Source organism: Bradyrhizobium uaiense, from assembly GCF_010811875.1.
Taxonomy (GTDB): domain Bacteria; phylum Pseudomonadota; class Alphaproteobacteria; order Rhizobiales; family Xanthobacteraceae; genus Bradyrhizobium; species Bradyrhizobium uaiense.
In genome coordinates this window covers 70611-90371 of record NZ_VKHP01000005.1, presented here as the reverse complement: position 1 = coordinate 90371, position 19761 = coordinate 70611, and the positions used below count along the sequence as shown (strand labels likewise).

The window sequence follows — 19761 nt, the reverse complement described above, 5'->3', positions numbered from 1 at the left end:
ATGAAGTCAGCACGGAACGCAAACGAGCAGCGCGCGCATCCCGGGAAGTCCGCGTCAGCCCGAGACAAAGCCGGCCTGGTTGCGTAGTTCGGACGTCTTCGCCGAGGTCAGCAGCGCGATCAGACGGTGCGCCTGCTATGCATTCGATGCCCGCGTCGCAACGGCAGCCGTGTACATGGTCGCGAGCCCGCATCCCGGCGGCAAGGTGCCCGATAGCACGACGCCCTTGGTGCTGATGATCTCGGTCGATTGCGTGCAGCCGATCGGCCGCCCGTCACGGGACTCGGCCAAATGCCGCATGGCCGTGGCGCCGTTCGGAAAGACTTTCAGCCGGTCAGCGACGATTTCGGCGATGTCGAGTTGCGCGAGCACTCTGGCAACGTGAATTCCGGCTGTGGACGCCCTGGTATCGGGCACGAAGATCGCGTCCGTCGCGAGCAGCGCCGCGCGCAGGCTGATCGCGTTGTCGGCGCTGACCAATGGATCGCCGGCACGAACGGCAAGAGCGGTTTCAACGCGACCGATGTCGGCCGGACCGCCGGGACCGAAGGGAACGATGATCCTGACCGGTCGCGCGGGATAGTCTTCGGCATCCGCGTGTGAGGCTGATATCGATACGATCAGCAACACAGCGACAAACACCAAGGCGTACCGCAACCCCGCCATTGATCGTTTCCCCAACTTTAGTCTTGTTTCTTGAGCAGAAGTCTAGCTGCAACCTGAAGCTTCTGTCGACGACAGACTCCGTTTTCGCGCATCGGAATATCAGCGGGAGAACGGTGTACCCAACTTCGCCATCACGAGCGGGGAGACAAATGAGGAAACATCTTGGGCTATCGCGCCGCGCTATTCTGAAGGGCACCAGCGCCGTGCTGGCAGGGACCGCTTTCTCAACGCGCCTGATGGCCGCGGCGCCACCAGCGGAACCGGTGACGCCGGCGCTGATCGAGGCGGCGAAGAAAGAGGGGCAGGTCGTCTACTACACCTCGACCGATCTGCCGGTCGCGGAGAAGCTGGCGAAGGCGTTCGAAGCGAAGTATGCCGGCATCACCGTACGGGTCGAACGTACCGGCGCGGAGCGTGTGTTCCAGCGGGTCGGCCAGGAATATGCCAGCAATATTCACGCGGTCGACGTCGTCAATTCCTCGGATGCCGCGCACTTCATCGTGTGGAAGCGCGATGGCATTCTGGCGCCCTATGTCCCGGAGGAGGTCGCAAAATACTATCCGGAGGAGCATCGCGATGCGGATGGTCAGTTCGCAAGCTTCAGGGTCTGGTTGTCGATCGTTGCCTACAACACCAACCTGGTGAAGACCGAGGAGGCGCCGAAGAGCTTTGCCGATCTGCTCGATCCGAAATGGAAGGGCAAGATCGTCAAGGCGCATCCCGGCTACAGCGGCACCATCATGACCGCGACCTATCAGATGCAGCGCGATCTCGGCTGGACCTTTTTCGAGCAGCTCGCCAAGCAGAACATCATGCAGGTGCAGTCCTCGACCGATCCGCCGAAGAAGCTCGATCTCGGCGAGCGCGCGGTGATGGCCGACGGCAACGAGTACAACATCTTTCAGATGAAGGAGATGGGCCGCCCGGTCGAGCCGGTCTACGCCACCGAGGGGTCGCCGATCATTGTTGGCCCGAATGGGATCTTCAAGGATTGTCCGCATCCGAATGCTGCCAGGCTGTTTCAGTCGTTCGCGCTCGGGCGCGAGGGGCAGCAGCTCAATGTCGAGATCGGCGGCCTCAGGTCCGTCCACGCGCAGGCCCAGGAGAAGGCCGGGCGCAGGCCGCTGAAGGACATCAAGACGATGAAGGATGATCCCGTGGCGGTGGAGCGGGAAGGGGAATCGATCAAGGCGCACTACACCCGCATCTTCCGCGTTTAATCGTCGGGTCGGGCGGTTAGCATTCCGGTCCGGGCGCTTGCCGCATGGCTCATGCCCGGTTTTCGCCCGGACTGGCGCAATAATGCCCCTCGGCGGAGCGGATATTTGATGTTACCAGTTTGGCATGAACCAGCATGCCAAGGTCGACATCCGCCATTCCACCTGTCCGCACGACTGCCCCTCGGCATGTGCGCTCGACGTCGAAGTGATCGAGGGACGCTCGATCGGCCGGGTACGCGGCTCCAAGCTGCAGACCTACACGGCCGGCGTTGTCTGCGCCAAGGTCGCGCGCTATGCCGAGCGGATCCATCATGCCGAACGGCTGATGCATCCGATGCGCCGGACCGGGCCGAAGGGCTCCGGCCAGTTCGCGCGGATCTCATGGGATGAGGCCCTGGACGAGATCGCGGCGCGGTTCGACGCCGCGGAGCGCGAATTCGGCGCCGAGTCGGTCTGGCCTTATTACTACGCGGGCACCATGGGGCTCGTGATGCGCGACGGCCTCAACCGGCTGTCGCATGTGAAGAAGTATTCGCGCTTCTACGGTACGATCTGTTCAACTATCGCGCGCATCGGTTTTGCCGCCGGGACCGGCAAGATTGCCGGCGTCGATCCGCGCGAGATGGGCGTCTCCGATCTCGTCGTGATCTGGGGCACCAATCCGGTGAACACTCAGGTCAACGTGATGACGCATGCATCGCGCGCGCGGAAGGAGCGCGGCGCGAAGATCGCGGCGGTCGACGTTTACAACAACGAGACCATGAAGCAGGCCGACATCAAGATCCTGCTGCGGCCGGGCACCGATGGCGCCTTCGCCTGCGCCGTGATGCACGTGCTGTTCCGCGAGGGATTTGCCGATCGCGATTATCTGGCGCGCTATACCGATTGTCCCGATCAGCTGGAAGCGCATCTCAAGACCCGCACGCCGGAATGGGCTTCGGCGATCTCGGGCGTGCCGGTCGAGGAGATCGAGGCATTCGCGCGACTGGTCGGGCAGACGCAGCGTTCCTTCTTCCGCCTTGGCTATGGTTTCACACGCAGCCGCAATGGCGCCGCGCAGATGCATGCTGCGCTGTGCATTCCCGCGGTGACCGGGGCCTGGCAATATGAGGGCGGCGGTGCGTTCTTCAACAATGCCGGAATCTGGCGTTTCGACGAATCGATCATCGAAGGCCACGACGCGATCGATCCATCGACGCGGGTGCTCGATCAGTCGAAGATCGGCCGCATCCTGACCGGCGATGCCGAGGCCCTGCGTGGCGGTGGGCCGGTCAAGGCGATGCTGATCCAGAACACCAATCCGATGACGGTGGCGCCCGAGCAGGCGCTGGTGCGGCAGGGCTTTGCCCGCGAGGATCTGTTCGTTGCGGTGCACGAGCAGTTCATGACCGAGACGGCGCAGATGGCCGACATCGTGCTGCCGGCGACGATGTTCATGGAGCACGACGACCTCTATTACGGCGGCGGTCATCAGCACATCTCGGTCGGCCCGAAGCTGATCGATCCGCCCGGCGAGTGCCGTTCCAACCATGAGGTGCTGCAGGGGCTCGGCCGCCGCCTCAATGCCGCGCATCCCGGCTTCGACATGACGGCGCGCGAACTGATCGATGCGACGCTGAAGAAGAGCGGGCATGGCGATATCGGAACGCTCGAGGCCGAGCTGTGGCGTGATTTGCAGCCCGATTTCCGCACCTCGCATTATCTCGACGGCTTCGCTCATGCTGACAAGAAATTCCACTTCAAGGTCGATTGGGGCAAGGTTCCGGTCGGCGCGGGCGGGTTGATGGGCGCGTGGGACAAGATGCCCTCGCTGCCCGACCACTGGACCATCATCGAGGAGGCGGACGCGCAGCATCCGTTCCGGCTCGCAACCTCGCCGTCGCGCAGCTTCCTCAACACCAGCTTCAACGAAACGCCGTCGTCGCAGGCCCGTGAGGGTGCGCCGACCGTGATGATCCACCCCGACGATGCGGCCGGCCTCTCGATCGCCGACGGCGATGCCGTGACGCTCGGCAACATGCGCGGCGAGACGACGCTCACCGCGAAGCTGTTCGATGGCGTCCGCCGCGGCGTGCTGATCGCCGAGTCGATCCACCCCAACAAGTCCCATATCGGCGGACGCGGCATCAACATGCTGACTGGGGCGGAGGCTGTCGCGCCGCTTGGCGGGGCTGCTTTCCACGACAACAAGGTCTGGATCAGGAAGGCGCCGGCCGCCGCATAATCCTGCTTGCAGTCGGCGCCGATCCTGCCGCAAATGTCGGCTGACAACGGCACACAGGCAAGAAAACAGGCGGGAAACATGACCGACAACAGCGTTCTTCTCGAGAAGCGCGGGCAGGCGTACTGGATCACCATCAACCGCCCGGACAAGCGCAACGCGCTCAATGCGGGTGTGATCGCGGGCATCGCCAAAGGCTATCGCGAGGCGCATGACGACAAGGATGTGCGCGTCATCGTGCTGACCGGCGCGGGCGATAAGGCGTTCTGTGCCGGCGCCGATCTGCAAAACAGCGGCGCTGCCTTCTCGATGGATTTCTCGCGACCGAATGTCGACTATGCCGATTTGCTGCGGCTGTCGCAGAACGCCACAAAACCCGCGATCGCGCGGGTCGGCGGCGTCTGCATGGCCGGCGGCATGGGGCTGTTGTGCATGACCGACATGGCGGTTGCCGCCGATGGCGTGATCTTCGGCCTGCCCGAGGTGAAGGTCGGCGTGTTTCCGATGCAGGTGCTGAGCCTGCTGCAATCGATCGCTCCCGCACGCCTCATCAACGAGTGGGCGCTGACCGGTGAGCCGTTCGACGCCAAGGCTGCCCAAGCCGCGGGCCTGCTCAACTACGTGGTGCCGGCGGCCGAGCTCGACACCAAGGTCGACTGGTTGATCGGCCGTATCGTCGACAAGTCGCCGACCGCGATCCGGCGCGGCAAGTACGCGATGCGGGCGATTGCCTCGATGTCGTTCGACGAAAGCATCGCCTACACCGAGAGCCAGATCGCGCTGCTCGCGATGACCGAGGACGCCAAGGAAGGCCTCAAGGCTTTTGGCGAGAAGCGCAGGCCGACATGGACCGGTCGTTAGGCGGACGACTGATCGCCGGGTTTCGTTTAGGAGCCGCGCGCCGGCGTGGAGGATTAAGTGCGCCGGTTGATGGAAGCTATCGAAGAATGAGGGGCAAGCGCGCCTTCTGACAAAACGGTCGAGCTGGCTCGCTCCTCGCGGCGCTTCTTGGCAGCCACGATCAATTGCTTTCGCGTGCGTTTGGCATAGGTCGGAAGCTGTAGTCTCGAGCGATGGCGACCCGCTGCGCGCAGTTCGGCGTCCGTGAGATCGCTGTCTGCGCCTTCGGTGAAGCCACCGTGGCGAAAGGACGTAAATGAGAGCTCGCCCCGGAGCCCGGCTGCCATGATGATCTTCTTGACGACGTGGCGCAGGTAACGCAGATCCTTACGCTCGGTGATCCAAGGGAGCTGGGCGGGCGACCGGCGATGGGCATGATCACGGCGAAAGGCCAGTCCAGAGGCGAGTGAGCATTTGAGGACGTCGAGCTCGGCCATGAGTTCCGGGAAGAGCGGTTCATTGTTCTCATCGAATAAGGGCCACCAGGCTTCCTCGCCGTTCTTCGGATGTACGATCCTCACGCTGCTCGGACGCTCCTTTGGTCGATAGTGCTCGATTTCGAAGGCGCCAAAGATATGTTCCTCGCGCTGCAACCACTCCCAAGTCAGCAATGCTGCGGTTGCGACCGAGTGGTATCCCATGGTGTTCGCAGCTCGCCTGAATGCGACAAGCTCCTGCCAGGTCGCTGTTGGCGTCTCTCTCGCTGCTTGACCCGGCGCGCGCGACTTTAAGCCCATCCGTGAGAATGGATTGACCGGCGGCACTCTGGCTTCTTCAGCGCGCTGGCCAACAAACCAAGCCCGCCTACAGGCCGTCATGGCTGCATTGGCGAAACGCCGACGCTCACGCTTGACGACTTTTCCGTCGGTGCTTCTACTTTCAACGACGAGCAGATTTGCATAAACAGCATCGACAAATGCTTTGGTGAAATCAGCAATGAGCTTCGAACCCGCGCGGCTACCATCGTTCAATTCGTAGTTGGCAAAAAGTGCCAGACCTTGACCATATAGGCGTTGTGTCTTGAAATCGATTTCGTGCCATCGGTAGTTCGCCTTGAATACGCCGATAAGCCAATCAAAAGTGCCGGATACCGGAGATGCTGGCATCATGTCGGTTAGTCCGCCTGATCGCCAGCTGTCAAAGGCGGGCAGCAGAGTCTTCTCGGCCCTTTTGAAGGCTGCCGCACGGTTCTCTCCTAATGCTTCAGCTTTGACGGGGCAGCCTTCATTGCGAGCCCAAGTCGGCGGCTCGAAGAAATATGCGCGCCTACCGTTCTTCAACGACTTCGACCTGCAGTAACGCGGAAGGGACAATGCGGCACCGCTAACGTCTTACAAGCGTGGCCAAATCGTCGCCTTCTGATCTATCAAAATGGAATGTTTTGCGGGGTGCGGCAAAATCATCGATTGCGGCTCTCGACCAGACTGGTTGCCGTGCTCGTCCAGTTCCACGATAGGCGATCGGCTTGGGGGCCTCGCCGCGGCCAACAGCTCGCGCGAGTTCATGGGTGTTTGCGAAATCCAAGTAGGCAGCGGCCATGTCTGCAAGCATGAGTGCGGGCCAAGCGCCGACGGTTGGATAACGAGCAGGAAGAGCAGAACGAGATGTCATCGAAGTCGGCCTACGCGCCAATGCGGTAACACTTTACATGCTGAGGTCCGTCGCATCGCGCCAACCTGGTTTCGCTGCTTGAACAGGCCTAGCCCATATGTTGCTTTAGCTTCTTGTCAGATGTCCAATTCGGACACGAGACGGCGTTGAAGAAAAGAGCTTCAAAAGCTGAAGCGGCAATCGGCGGGCCTAGGGTGCACATGGGTGCCGGCTGTCATCGACGCGGCGATGCAGTGCAGCCCGGCTCAGCATGCGAGATCCGGACAAGTGCGTTGGCCAGGATCGTAACGTGAGCCGCAGCAACTATCGGTGTAATACTTGCCGATGTCGTGTTCACGCGCGTGACCCGTGGCGAGCGTTAGTCCATTCCTCTCCGTGAAAAGCGCGGGGAAGGCCGCTGATCGAGAGGCATGTGATTTTGGTGAGCTATCAGCTGTTATTCCGACAAGTCTGGTGCTCACGCGACATTCAGCCCATCGGCGTCATCTCCTTTGTCGGAATGGCGAAATGCCGCCCTGGCGTTGCCAGCTGACGTGACCTGTCTTGGAGGGGTGATTGTGTCGGTCCAGTTGGGCGTCGCCCTAGCGGGCCGGGCTGTCGGCTGCGCTGAAACCCCGGCTTCGCCGGGTTTTCACCCTTCGGGCTTCCATCCCTGACGCGATAGACGCAGACCAGGGACGTACAGTCGCACCAGCACCTAGAACTGCGGAGTTCCTCGCCGGGGGTACTCGGGAAAGGGCCCCGCCGTCATGAGTATGCCGGCGTCGCTATCACTGCCCCTGTCCCGGGTACCCTCTTAACCGGTCTCGTCGCTGCACTCGGATCCGCGTGCCCCTTCGGGTCGCTCTGCTCACGCTCTCCGGGTGCCATTTTCCGTTGAGGCGATACGCCCCTCGCGCACGCCTGATCAAGCCTGCAGCCCCAGGGAGATGGCGCAAGGAGCTGAGAGTAAGAGTGCAGGCTGGGTTTTTCCGTGACGGGTTACAAGCTGCGAGAGAGGCTCGCGGCGCCCGTCGCGGAGAACCGCGATGTCAAACCATACAGTTGGAGCGCGCGCCGGCCAAAACCGGGCGAACCTCTATTGCGAAATCACTGACAAGATCATCGCCGAGCTTGAGGCCGGACGCGTCCCCTGGGTTCAGCCCTGGGGTAGGGCCGCGGCGAAAGCGCCGCTGGCCATGCCGAAAAATGCGTCAACCAACCGGCAATACAGCGGCGTAAATATCCTCATCCTCTGGGGAGCGCTGATCGAACACGGATTTGCCGGCCAAAGTTGGCTCACCTTTCGTCAGGCCCACTCGCTCGGCGGTCACGTTCGCAAGGGAGAGCGCGGCACCACAGTCGTCTACGCTGATCGCTTTGTGCCGAATGACGAGAAGCGTCGCGCTGCTGAGAACGGCGAAGAAGCGCAGGCCATTCCATTCCTCAAACGATTTACCGTTTTCAACACCGATCAGTGCGAGGAGCTGCCCGACGGCATTGCCGCCGCGGCGCCGCCACCGCGCGCTGACCTCATCGAACCTACAGTTGATGCCCTGATCAAGGCCAGCGGAATTCGATTTCGGATTGGTGGAGATCGTGCATTCTATGCAACAGCCGAAGACTATGTTCAGGTTCCCCCGCCGCAGGCCTATTTCGAACCCATCAACTGGCACCGCACGGCGTTGCATGAACTCGGTCATGCGACCGGGCATCCCTCGCGCCTCAACCGCGACCAGAGCGGATCCTACGGAACGAGAAAATATGCCTTCGAAGAACTGGTTGCCGAGTTGAGCTCGGCGTTCAGCTGCGCGTCGCTCGGGATCGTACCGAACGTGCGCCATGCCGACTATATTGGCTCCTGGCTTGACGTCCTGCGCGAAGACAATCGGGCCATCGTGCGTGCCGCCTCGCAGGCGAGCAAGGCTGCGGACTATTTGCTCGGTTTCGTTCCCGGGTCCATTGAGCCCGCGTCACTGGATTCGATTGTCGCCGATCACGAGGCGGCGTGATGCTCGGCTTCGTGGCTGCGCGAGAGTGAGAGGAGGCGAGGCTGTTCGCGACGGGTTGGAAGCCGAGAGAGAGTCTCACGGCGCCCGTCGTGGAGAGCCAAAATGACGAGAGCGCTACAAAAGATCACGCTGTCGCCTTCCCCGGACATTCCCTTCAACAAGCTCGTGCTCAGCCAGTCGAACGTTCGTCGCGTCAAGGCCGGTGTCTCAATCGAACAGCTAGCCGAGAGCGTCGCGCAGCCCACGCTTCTGCAAAGTCAGAGTGTCCGGGCCGTCGTTGATGCAGATGGCAACGAGATGTCCAAGACGCAGGTGGTGCTGTGCGTCGTTTGCGAAGGGGATATCGCCGAGGACGATTCGGTGGCGAAGAACGATGAGTGGGCCGGCGGCCTCAAGGTCTCGGTCGCGTGGGTCGCAAATGCCCCCGCGGTGGACGCCTCATTTGCCGCGCTGATGGAAGGGCATACTGACCTCGACCTCTTGGAGGAACTCCAACATCGCCACGTCCGGGTGATGGGCGCGCACCGCATCGAGCTGTCGGGATTCAACGACACGATGCGCGATCGTCTGCGGGCTTATGGCTTTTTTCTTGGGGAGATCATCTCCTGGAAGCTGCGCATGTTCGCGCCGATGGATGCGAGCGGCGCCAAAGTCCGTTCGAAGGTGCTCGACACGTATCGCATCGCGCGTATCAGCGAACTGGAGGCCGCGTGATGTCCAACGATGCCTCCGAACTGGCAGTCCGCCTCGCGCGCGAGGCCGAGGCAGTGTGTCGATACTATCTCTCCAATGGCAAGCGCGCGGGGCGGTACTGGGTGGTCGGCGACGTCCACAACACGCCGGGCCGCTCGATGTTCGTGCGGCTCCAGGAATCGCCGAAGGGTCCCGCCGGCAAGTGGAATGACGCTGCAACCGGCGAGCACGGCGATCTCCTCGACATCATCCGCGAGAGTCTGGGATTGCGCGATTTTCGCGAGGTGGCCGAAGAGGCGAAACGGTTTCTGAAGCAGCCTCGTCTTGAACAAACATTGGCTTCGAAGCCAATTCGCCCACTCATACCAGCCGGATCGCAGGAATCCGCTCGTCGGCTCTTTGCGATATCTAGTCCAATCGAGAGGACGGCGGTTGAAACGTATTTGCGGCGTCGTGGGATAGACCGTATCCACCATGGTGGCAGCCTTCGTTTCCACCCACGTTGCTACTATCGGCCGGATGAGCGTTCGCCAACCGAAACCTGGCCCGCAATGATCGCTTCCGTCACGAACCTCAAGGGACAGATCACCGGCGTGCACCGCACCTGGCTCGATCCAGATGGCTTTGAGCGCTCGCGACTCGGCAAGGCTCCGATCGACACGCCGCGACGGGCCATGGGTGACCTGCTCGGCAACGCGGTTCGTTTCGGCGTCGTCGATGACGTGCTAGCTGTGGGCGAGGGGATCGAGACGACGCTGTCACTGCGTTATGCACTGCCAACCCTACCCATGGCCGCTGCGCTTTCCGCCAATCACCTCGCAGCGATGTTGCTGCCCTCTGGCCTGCGTCGGCTCTATATCGCCCGAGACAATGATGCCGCGGGAAATGCCGTACAGGCTATTCTCACCCAGCGCGCAGAAGCCGCTGGCATTGAAGCGATCTCGCTGTCGCCTCGGCTGGGCGACTTCAACGAAGATCTGCACATCTTCGACCTCGAGACCCTCCGGGCAGCGTTGCGGCGTCAGCTCGTACCAGAGGACGTCGTCCGCTTCCTGCATTCTCCGGCAGTAGCCGCGGAATAGCCGCGACGTCTCGATCGGCGTCGACAGGTCGGTCGCGGTGCGGCCACTGCCGGAAGAGGACGCGACCACGGCCTTCTAGAGGGCGATCGGACGGCAAGCGGCTCGGGCCGGCAATGGCTGCGACCGGCTATTTTCCGCCGCGCGCCAGCGACGAGAAGACACATTAGCCATCTGGCGAGCGCTTTGCATCGCGAAGCAAAATAGCCGGCCTTCGCCATCCTCCGCTGCGCTTCGGCCCTCCGCTTCCGCCTACGCCCTCAGGGCTTCGGCGGACAAGCTGCTCCGGGTTCTGGCCCGTTCCGCCTGCCGTCTGAGTGATCGCCACGAAGGCCGCGATGGTCGCGGCCGATCCGGCAAAGGATCGCCTCCATGACCGACCACGACGACATCGAACCGCCGCAGGCCGCATCTCCGACCGAACACGTTCTTACCGAATTGCAGCTCTTCGGTTACCGCCCCTTCGACGACCAGCCCGATCCACGGCCGCTTCCCGCATCGACGAAGTAATTCTGGCGGAGAGAGTCGGATTCGACGCGTTCGGGTGCTCCGAACAGCATTTCGCGATCGGCACGGCCTCGACCTCCGCTCCCGAGGTGATCTACCCGTACATGATGGCGCTAACCAGTCGGATCCAGTTCATCCACCTGATCACGCCGCTTCCCAAGAAGATCAATCACGCGCTGCGCGTCGCGGAGCGACTGGCGACCGAGGATATCCTGTCGAACGGCCGCGTCGGGCTTGCCGTTGGCCGCGGCAACACCACCCTTGCGCTGCGCGCCTTCGAGGTCGACCCCGAGGAGACCAAGGCGCAGCAGATGGAGGGCATTGAGGTTATTCGCCGGGCCCTATCGAACGACATCTTCTCTTTCGTCGGCGAGCACTACAAGATTCCGCCGCGCAGCCTGACGCCCAAGCACGTGACGCTGCCCTATCCGCCGATCATGATGGCGACCTCGAGCCCGCAATCGGTCACCGCCGCGGCGCGCATGGGCATCGGCGCCATGATGGGTGGCGGGTATAGCGGATTCGCGTCGGTGCAGAGGTCGGCCGAGCTCTATGACAAGGAGCTTGCGAGCGCCGAGCACGTATACCCCGTGCAGGCGCAGAAGGTGGCAGTGATATCCGGCGGAATGCATTGCGCGGATACAAACGAGGAGGCCGAGCAGTGGGCGACTACGCTAGCCCATAGCGTCGCCTTGTCCATCGACGCCTATGAGCGGCTGTCGAAGCTGTCCGCCGACTACGGATCGCTCGGCAAGATCAAGGATATCGACTTCAAGAACGAGCGCTATTTGTTCGACGAGTCGGGGAGCTTCATCGTCGGTGACGTCGAGACCTGCGCCAAGCAGGTCCAGCGGTACATCGACGTGGGCATCGACGCGCTCGCGCTGCGCATCGACGGCATGCCGCACAAGGAGCTGATGAAGTCGATCGAACTGTTCGGCAAGTACGTCATCCCGAGATTCAAAAACCCTCGGTCCGTCGTGCGCAAGTCCGATGCGATCCTTGCAGACATCCGCGCCGCCCGCCCCGCTCACTATGCCGAGCGTGAGGCTTTCGAGAACGCCAGGGCGGCCGCCGGGACAGTCGATGGCGCCGTCCGCAATCCTGCGGCTTAGGCCTGCCGCCTATCTGAAAAACTGGAGACTGAAATGAAAGACAAAAAATATGAGGGCTTGCTCGTAGAGATACGTCCGAGCGGTGTGGCCGTCATAACCATGAACCGGCCTGAAATCCTCAATGCCATCAATTGGCCCATGCACACCGCGTTGGAGGAGGTGTTCGTCGACCTCGATAATTCCCCCGCGGTGAAGGCCATTGTGCTCACCGGCGCTGGTCGGGGTTTCTGCTCAGGGGGCGATCAGAACGCGCTTGATACCGGCGGGCAACCGATATCGCCCACGCGCTCGGGTCGACATCTGATCAGGAACATTCTCGAAGTCGAGTCCCCCGTGGTCGCTGCCGTGAACGGCGCAGCGGTCGGGTTGGGCGCCACGCTCGCCCTGTTTTGCGACGTTATCTTTGCCCAGCCGAGCGCCCGTTTCGCCGATACGCATGTTACGGCCGGTGTCGTCGCCGGAGATGGGGGCGCTGTAATTTGGCCGCTTCTCCTGGGTCCGGCGCGGGCCAAGCATTTCTTGATGACCGGTGACTTCATTTCGGCGGAAGAGGCGGCGGCTGCGGGGATGATCAACAAGGTCGTGCCGGAAGGTACGGTTCTCGATCATGCGATCGGATACGCCGAACTGCTCGCGAGTGGTCCCCGCAACGCAATCGTCTGGACGAAATACAGCGTCAACAAGCTGCTCAAGGAGCAGGTGCATCTCAATCTGGATACCGCGATGGCGCTCGAGGCGCTGACCTTCAAGAGTCCCGATCGCAAAGAAGCCGTCGCGGCCTTTCGAGAGAAACGCAAGCGCTTCGCGGAAGCCAAAAAGCCGACGTGAGCCCGGCGCGGACACGAGAGGCATCCGATGACGACTCTTTCCACGCGGCACGAAAGTGATGCGGCTGCCGGGCTGTGGACAGCCGACCATGAAGGCGTCGTGGTCGCGACGCTCGACAGGCCTCCGGCCAACGCCCTGAACCGTGCGCTGTTGCTCGCGATGACGGCGCTGTTCCGAGATCGTGGCCGGAGCGACCCGGCGCCGATCGTGATCACCGGAGCCGGGGGGCGGTTCTTCTGCGCCGGCGGTGACATCAAGGAAGCTGACGGAGCCGCCGCCGACCCGGTCGAAGCCCGAATGCGGGGTTTCCACAACCTTCTTGTCGCGATGGAGCGATACCCGGCTCCAGTCATTGCTGCCGTCAACGGCGACTGTGTCGGCGGCGGCGTGGAGTACGCGCTTTTCGCGGATGTGGTGCTCGCGGCGCCTCACGCCCGGTTCGGATTCCCCGAGATCAGACACGGCCTCCTGCCCGCGGACAAGGGAATCCAGCGCCTCATCCGCCTGATCGGAACACGGCCCGCACGTGACTTGCTGCTCAACGGTGAGCTCATCGGCGCCGAGCAGGCGGCGCGCTGGGGTCTCGTCGACGCGATTGTCGAGCCTGGTCGACTGGCGGCGGAAGCGCTTGACCGGGCCCGAGAGGCCGGCCGTCGAGCGCCTGTGCTCTATGCGGCGTTCAAGAGGGCCGTGAACGACTGCGACGACGCTGTTGATCAACGCCAAGCGGAACTGACGCTCGCCAAGGCCGCCTCATGGTTCAACGACCCTGTGGCCCGGGGCCTCCGTCAAGGATGGAGACAGGCGCGGGCGTCGTTGCAGCCTTCGGACGCAGAAGCGTCAGCCCCAAACCCCACCCCACACTCAGGCCGGTAGGCCTGCACGAGCCGGAGCGACGACCATGGCCACAAATCCCATCCCCGCAGCCACTGCCCGCGTACGGCAGGTGCCGGTACTGAGCGGCGTCACCGACATCGGTGTCGCCAACTTCCAAGCCGTCGAGCGAACCTTCGCCCAGATGGTGCAGGAACGAGCCGAGGTTGAACCCGATGAGGTCGCGTTTTGTCAGTGGGACGGAACGCGCGCGATCCCGACCACGTGGGCGCAGTACGCCTCGGCCGTACGCGAGGTTGCGCTCGGGCTCGCGGCCCTCGGGGTCGCGCCGGACGACAGAGTCGCCATCATGGCGCCGGGCCGCGGCGAGTGGGTGATTGCGGCGCTTGGCATCCTCTCGGCCGGGGCGATCCCAGTCGGTGTCTACCCCATGAGCTCCGCTGCGGAAGTGAGGCAACTGGTCGGACATAGCGAAGCCGTTGCCATGGTTGTTGGCGACGACAATGACGTGGCAAAGGTCGCCTCAGTTGCCACGGAGCTTCCCGCCCTGCGAGCCGTGATCAGCTTCGATAGCTCCCCGTCAGGACTTTCAGGAACGGTTGTCGGCAAGACATGGGCCGAACTGCGTCACACGGGTCGAGCCTATGATGCGGCCAACCCGACGCTTTTCGACGAGCGCCTCGTCGGCGGCCACATCGACCAGCCAGCAGCCTTGTTCTACACGTCCGGCTCCACCGGAGCTCCCAAAGGGGTCATCCATACCCACCGGACCCTGCAATACTCTGTGCTTGGCTCCGCCGTGCTCAACCCGGAGGTGACCACAACCCGCCGAGACTCGCTCAGCTTCCTGGGCCTCTCGCATGTCTCTCCGGCCATGTCCGGCGTCTACGTGCCGATCATGACCCGGGCGGTGGTGACCTTCTGCCGCCTGGACCAGCTCTCGGAGGCCCTCCGCGGCGTACGTCCGACCGGGATCGTCTGGCCGCCGCGGCTGCATGAGAAGCTGCTCAGCGTAGCGCTGGCCGGAATCAAGGGGGCGCCGGCATCTTTCCAGAAATCCTATGAGGACGCGATGGCGGTGGCCCGCGAGGTCGCCGCCGCGCGCCGCTGCGGCGAATGCGTGTCTGCCGAACTGCAAGCGCGCTACGACCGAGCCCAGGAGCAGGTATTCCTGCCCCTACGCGTAAAGTTAGGCGTGGACCGGGTCAACATCGCTTGGACCGCGTCGGGAGCGATGACCCCCGAGGTGCATGCCTTGTGGCAGCTGTGGGGCGTGGACTTGCGCGAGATGTACGGCACGACCGAGACCTGCGGCTGGGTCCTCGCGCAGTGGGATCGCGCCTTTCCGCCCCCTGGGACCGTGGGCAAGCCCATGCCCGACCCGCGATTTGGGATCAAGGTCAGTAGCGAAGGCGAGCTGCTGGTGAAGGGGCCTTTGCTGTTCCGCGGCTACTGGAACAACGCGGAGGCGACCGCGGACGTGATGGACGGGGAGTGGTACCGCACCGGCGACCTCGTCGAGATCGACGCCTCCGGCGAGGTCAAGCTCATCGGACGGGCCAAGGACATCATCGTCACCAACGGCGGCAAGACCATCAATCCGCAGCCTACCGAAGTGCGCCTCAAGGCCAGCGCTCTCATTGAGGAGGCCGTGGTCGTCGGTGACGGCCGCAAATACCTCACCGTTCTCATCTGGCCGACTGAGAACGGCAGCAAGCTCGACAGGGACGCGCTGCACGAGGGCTTGCGAAAGCAGATTGAGGATCTCAACGCCGAGCTTGCGCGTCCCCTTCAGCTCAAGGACTTCCGCATCGCGCCACGTGCGCTCTTGCCTGGAGCGGGAGAGCTTACTGCCAAGGGCACGATCCGTCGGGCTGCGGTGCTCACCTCGTTCAGCGCACTCGTGGACGAGATGTACGACTCAGCGGAGCACAACGCGTTCGTTGACCAGGCGCGGCTCCAAGGTTGAAGGAGCGAGACGTGATGCGTTCAGAGCAATCGCGTGAGCTGCGGATCGAACACCTGACCAGCTCTGAGATCGCTGAGGCGATCGCGGCCGGAGCCCACACAGCGATCCTTCCGCTGGGCGCGATCGAGCAGCACGGACCTCATCTTCCGCTGTCAATGGATAGCGATCACGCCGACGCGCTCGCACTCCGCATCGCCCGCAAGCTTGGCGCTGCACTGGTCCTACCAACGGTCAGGGTTGGATACTCGCCCCACCATCTCGGCTTCTGCGGCTCGCTTTCGGTGCGCCCCTCCACATTAGAGGCGATTTGCCTGGACTATTGCAGCAGCCTGGCTGCGCATGGGTTCGCCCGCGTGGTCCTCTTCTCCGGGCACATCGGCAATTACCCGATCATGCGCGACTTCGAGCCCCGGCTGGCCGCCGCGCTCGCCCCGGCGCTTCAGGTCATCGTCTATGGAGACAGTGCCGCGATCCTCGACGCGTGGCGGAAGTCCGCGCAGTCAGTCGCTGGCCTGGGTAGTCACGTAGGTGGTCACGCAGACGTAGCGGAGACATCGGTGATGCTCGTCCTGCACCCCGAGAAGGTTCGGCCCGACCGGGCCGCCGCCGGATATCTAGGCACGGTAGACGAAGAATTCCTGCGTCGGGCATTCGTCGAGGGCGTCGACGCGGTCTCGCCCAACGGTGTCCTCGGCGATCCCGCCGGGAGTTCGAAAGTGATCGGTCACGCGGCGTTGGACGCCGTGACCGATCTCGTCGTCGAGTACGCCACCGCACACGGAGCGCGAGCCGCATGCCATACATGAGCGAGCAGATGGACAGCAGGATGCTGCGCGACGCCTTCGGCGCGTTTCCGACGGGCGTGGTCGCCGTAGCGGCGCAAGTTGACGGGAAGCTGATGGGTCTCGCGGCCTCCTCATTTACCTCGGTCTCTCTCGACCCCCCGCTGGTGTCATTCTCTGTCGCGAAAGGCTCGACCACGTGGCCCGACCTGCGCCGAGCCGAACACCTCGGCGTCACCGTGCTCGCTGAAGACCACGGCGCGTTGTGCCGCCAGCTCGCCGGTCCGGCCCCGGAACGGTTCACCGGCGTCGCCTTCGAGATCACCGACAGCGGTGCGGTGATGCTCGCCGAGGGGATCGCCCAATATGACTGCAGCGTCCGCGACGAATTTGAGGCGGGCGACCACATCATCGTGCTGCTGAAACTTCATGCCGTCGTCGTTCATAGCCGCAGGCAGCCCCTCATCTTCCACCGTAGCGAGTTCGGAAGGCTCGCGTAGCCGTCATACCGTAATTCGCGTTTAAGCGCCTCGCCCAAACGTCGACCGCGCGGCTTGAGAGAAGCGCCCGCCGCACGGAAGCTCTGCTTCACATCCCGTTGAAACAAACAAGCTCAGGAAAGGAAACTGCGAATGAGGAATAAAGTGCATCTGACCATGGCAACGGCGCTGACCATGGCGCTATCAATCTCTGCGGCCAATGCACAGAAAAAATACGACCCCGGTGCCAGCGACACCGAAATCAAGGTCGGACAGACCATGCCGTTTTCCGGACCAGCGTCGGCCTATTCGTCGATCGGCAAGACCGAGGCCGCCTATTTCAAGATGATCAACGACCAGGGTGGCATCAATGGACGCAAGATCAATCTGATTCAATATGACGACGCCTATTCTCCGCCAAAAGCCGTGGAGCAGATACGCAAGCTCGTCGAGAGTGATGAGGTGCTACTGACCTTCCAGATCCTCGGCACGCCTTCGAACGCAGCCGTGCAGAAATACCTCAATTCCAGGAAAGTGCCGCAGCTGTTCGCGGCTGCCAGCGCCTCGAGGTTCTCCGATCCGAAGAGCTTTCCCTGGACCATGGCCTACGATCTAAACAACTTCGTCGAAGGGCGCATCTATGGCCAGTACATCCTGAAGGAGTATCCGAGTGCCAAGATCGGCGTGCTCTATCAGAACGACGACTTCGGCAAGGATTATCTGAACGGCGTCAAGGCTGGCCTTGGCGACAACGCTGCGAAGATGATCGTGAGCGAAGCGTCCTATGAGGTTTCTGATCCCACGGCCGACTCGCAGATCCTCAAGATCAAGGACGCTGGCGCCGATTTGTTCTTCAGTGCGACAACGCCGAAGCAGGCCGCGCAGGCGATCAAGAAGATCGCAGAACTGGGCTGGCACCCGCTGCAGATCGTCAGTTCGAAGGCTACCTCGGTCGGCAGCGTCCTGAAACCGGCTGGGCTTGAAAACGCCAAGGGCATCATCAGCGCCAATTACGGTAAGGAGCCGCTCGATCCGCAATGGAAGGACGATCCGGGCGTAAAGCGCTACTTTGCCTTCATGGAGAAGTATTATCCGGACGGAGACAAGAGCTCGAACTTCAATACATATGCCTACGGCGTCGCGCAGCTTCTGACCCAGGTGCTCGAACAGTGCGGTGACGACCTAACGCGCGAGAACGTCATGAAGCAAGCGACCTCGCTCAAGGATTTCGCGGGGCGACCTCGCGCTGCCCGGGATCAAGATTAACACTTCGCCGACCGACTACCGCCTCCACAAACAGTTGCAGATGATGCGATTCAACGGCGAACGCTGGGAGTTGTTCGGCCCAATTTTGGGGGAAACGAGTCCGGCGGGCTAGTTGCTGAGTTCTGATCCGATCGCCGCCTGTCGGCCGTAGACGTTGTCTTCCGCTCCTCCCCTGGCTCGGCGGACTATCGCCGAGCCCTTTTTCTTAAGCGGATGGCGCATACGATAGCTTATCGTACCGTCAAGCCTCTCTTGTCTCTCACCGGCGGATGACCTTCTTCAGTATCTCCGCGCAAGCATTCGGAACTCACTCGATTATCCGCAAGACAATGGCTTGGCGCTTCCGCCCGCTGGAAATGGTTTGGCAAGCGACGACGGGCGTGCGGAGGCGTCACCGCTGCCGGGCTGGGGCGCGGGGAAAATAGCGCGCCGGCGTTGTCCCGAATGTGCGCCGGAACAACGCGATGAATGCACTTACTGTTTCATAGCCGAGATCGAGGGCGATGGTGGTCACCGGAATTTCGTCGGCGAGCATTTCCAGCGCTCGCATCAGACGTACGCGCTGTCGCCACTCGGTGAAGCTGAACCCGGTTTCGATTGGAAATCGTCGCGTCAGCGTCCGCACCGGGCTTCCGGCGAGGATGGCCCAGTCGTCTAGGCGTCGCTTATCGGCAGGATCGTCTGCAAGCGCGCGCGCAACCCGAAGCAGTCGTGGATCGGTTGGCATGGGCAAACCGAATTGCTCGCGCGGCAGCGATCGGATTTCGTCACGGATTACCTCGGTGAGATGAGTTCTGGCCAAGCCTTGGTCGCTATTTGCGCGAAGCCCAGGTAGCTAGTCAACGCCCCCGCATGAATCCGCGCCGCTGAGCCAGTACACGAACGAAAAGAGCTCGTATCTGGTGCGGTTTCTGGTGCGGACGTCGTGCTACGGGCAACGAACGCGCAGTAAGATATTGATCCTCTTGCTGGGCCCGGCAGGACTCGAACCTGCAACCAGACCGTTATGAGTAGCCGGCGGATCTCACGAGAATAGGGCGGGGTTGCATCCGGGCGACTAGCTCTTGTCTGAACTAGGGCCGAAAAAGCACCTTTGACGGCGAAGTGCACTTAGCAACTTCAACCATCCAGATAAGCTGTTGAAATCGCAACAAACGCGAACGACCTCCGAGCGCACCATAAACCCACGCTTAGCATCGAAGTCGCCGGCTATCGCAGCCGTCACAGGTTCAAATCCCGTCCCCGCAACCAAGTTAGTAAAAAACCCCAGCAATCTCTGTGACTTGCTGGGGTTATTTTTGCGCCCGAAATCGGCCTCAACAACATCAATGACTTAAGTCACAGGTTCAAATCACCCCGCAACCACAGGCATCGAATCGTCACCACCGCGAACGTCCGAGCTGAGGTTGGCCGACTTCAGGCAGTAGGATTTCATTGACTGATGTGAAAACGGAACGAAGAAATTCCGATCTCTGATACTCATGTCATTTCCATCCGCGCAGATCAGGCCCTTAAGACGCTCGCTCGCCTGATCGGTCGTCAGATGGCACGCGAGCAGTTCAAAGAAACAAGCCAAAGCGCACAGGCGCCGCTACTCGCC

The 19761-nt window shown here is 62.2% G+C and carries 14 protein-coding genes and 3 pseudogenes; 14 read left to right on the top strand and 3 right to left on the bottom strand.

The genetic code is table 11. The features are described from left to right. Window positions 1–135 precede the first annotated feature (135 nt). Window positions 136–666, bottom strand: coding sequence for a hypothetical protein (locus FNJ47_RS50150; protein ID WP_175068340.1), 531 nt, complete (start codon window positions 664–666; stop codon window positions 136–138). Between the two features lie 149 nt (window positions 667–815). Between FNJ47_RS50150 and FNJ47_RS02550 the strand changes: the two genes are divergently transcribed. The 3 genes from FNJ47_RS02550 to FNJ47_RS02540 all read left to right on the top strand — a co-directional run bounded on the left by FNJ47_RS02550 (window position 816) and on the right by FNJ47_RS02540 (window position 4968). Continuing rightward, window positions 816–1886: an ABC transporter substrate-binding protein gene (locus FNJ47_RS02550; protein WP_165445495.1), complete on the top strand. Its 1071-nt coding sequence runs from the start codon at window positions 816–818 to the stop codon at window positions 1884–1886. 124 nt (window positions 1887–2010) lie between these two features. Continuing rightward, window positions 2011–4110: a molybdopterin oxidoreductase family protein gene (locus FNJ47_RS02545; protein ID WP_163150311.1), complete on the top strand. Its 2100-nt coding sequence runs from the start codon at window positions 2011–2013 to the stop codon at window positions 4108–4110. 78 nt (window positions 4111–4188) lie between these two features. Further along, the gene (locus tag FNJ47_RS02540) at window positions 4189–4968 is read left to right on the top strand and encodes an enoyl-CoA hydratase/isomerase family protein (protein ID WP_163150310.1); all 780 of its coding nucleotides are present in this window, start codon (window positions 4189–4191) and stop codon (window positions 4966–4968) included. Between the two features lie 53 nt (window positions 4969–5021). Here the strand turns inward: FNJ47_RS02540 and FNJ47_RS02535 are convergent, their stop codons facing one another. Continuing rightward, window positions 5022–6287, bottom strand: coding sequence for a hypothetical protein (locus tag FNJ47_RS02535; protein WP_163150308.1), 1266 nt, complete (start codon window positions 6285–6287; stop codon window positions 5022–5024). A 1359-nt stretch (window positions 6288–7646) separates the two neighbouring features. Between FNJ47_RS02535 and FNJ47_RS02530 the strand changes: the two genes are divergently transcribed. The 11 genes and pseudogenes from FNJ47_RS02530 to FNJ47_RS02480 all read left to right on the top strand — a co-directional run bounded on the left by FNJ47_RS02530 (window position 7647) and on the right by FNJ47_RS02480 (window position 18273). Beyond that, complete coding sequence (locus FNJ47_RS02530; RefSeq protein ID WP_163150306.1) at window positions 7647–8609, top strand: ArdC family protein; 963 nt, start codon at window positions 7647–7649, stop codon at window positions 8607–8609. A gap of 102 nt (window positions 8610–8711) precedes the next feature. Continuing rightward, a pseudogene (locus FNJ47_RS54620) lies at window positions 8712–8996 on the top strand (DNA-binding protein); the annotation flags it as partial. Next, window positions 8997–9323, top strand: a pseudogene (locus FNJ47_RS54615) (hypothetical protein); the annotation flags it as partial. Further along, window positions 9323–10384, top strand: a complete 1062-nt coding sequence (locus FNJ47_RS02520) for a DUF7146 domain-containing protein (protein ID WP_163150302.1) — start codon at window positions 9323–9325, stop codon at window positions 10382–10384. The pseudogene FNJ47_RS54615 and the gene FNJ47_RS02520, both read left to right, overlap by 1 nt. 434 nt (window positions 10385–10818) lie before the next feature. Continuing rightward, entirely contained in the window at window positions 10819–12003 is a 1185-nt protein-coding gene (locus tag FNJ47_RS02510) for an LLM class flavin-dependent oxidoreductase (RefSeq protein WP_347341602.1), read from the top strand. Between the two features lie 33 nt (window positions 12004–12036). After that, window positions 12037–12831, top strand: coding sequence for an enoyl-CoA hydratase/isomerase family protein (locus FNJ47_RS02505; RefSeq protein WP_163150300.1), 795 nt, complete (start codon window positions 12037–12039; stop codon window positions 12829–12831). Window positions 12832–12858: 27 nt separating this feature from the next. Then, a complete protein-coding gene (locus FNJ47_RS02500; protein ID WP_163150298.1) occupies window positions 12859–13707 on the top strand; it encodes an enoyl-CoA hydratase/isomerase family protein in 849 nt (282 codons plus the stop codon). Window positions 13708–13732: 25 nt separating this feature from the next. Continuing rightward, complete coding sequence (locus FNJ47_RS02495; RefSeq protein ID WP_163150296.1) at window positions 13733–15634, top strand: AMP-dependent synthetase/ligase; 1902 nt, start codon at window positions 13733–13735, stop codon at window positions 15632–15634. Between the two features lie 14 nt (window positions 15635–15648). Next, window positions 15649–16440, top strand: a complete 792-nt coding sequence (locus tag FNJ47_RS02490; RefSeq protein ID WP_235999362.1) for a creatininase family protein — start codon at window positions 15649–15651, stop codon at window positions 16438–16440. Further along, a complete protein-coding gene (locus FNJ47_RS02485; protein WP_163150292.1) occupies window positions 16437–16916 on the top strand; it encodes a flavin reductase family protein in 480 nt (159 codons plus the stop codon). Before FNJ47_RS02490 ends, FNJ47_RS02485 begins: the two co-directional genes overlap by 4 nt. Before the next feature lie 132 nt (window positions 16917–17048). Continuing rightward, window positions 17049–18273, top strand: a pseudogene (locus tag FNJ47_RS02480) (ABC transporter substrate-binding protein). A gap of 279 nt (window positions 18274–18552) precedes the next feature. Here FNJ47_RS02480 and FNJ47_RS02475 read toward each other — a convergent pair. Then, on the bottom strand, window positions 18553–18963 hold the full coding sequence (locus FNJ47_RS02475) for a helix-turn-helix domain-containing protein (RefSeq protein ID WP_235999344.1): 411 nt from the start codon (window positions 18961–18963) through the stop codon (window positions 18553–18555). Between the last annotated feature and the right edge of the window lie 798 nt (window positions 18964–19761).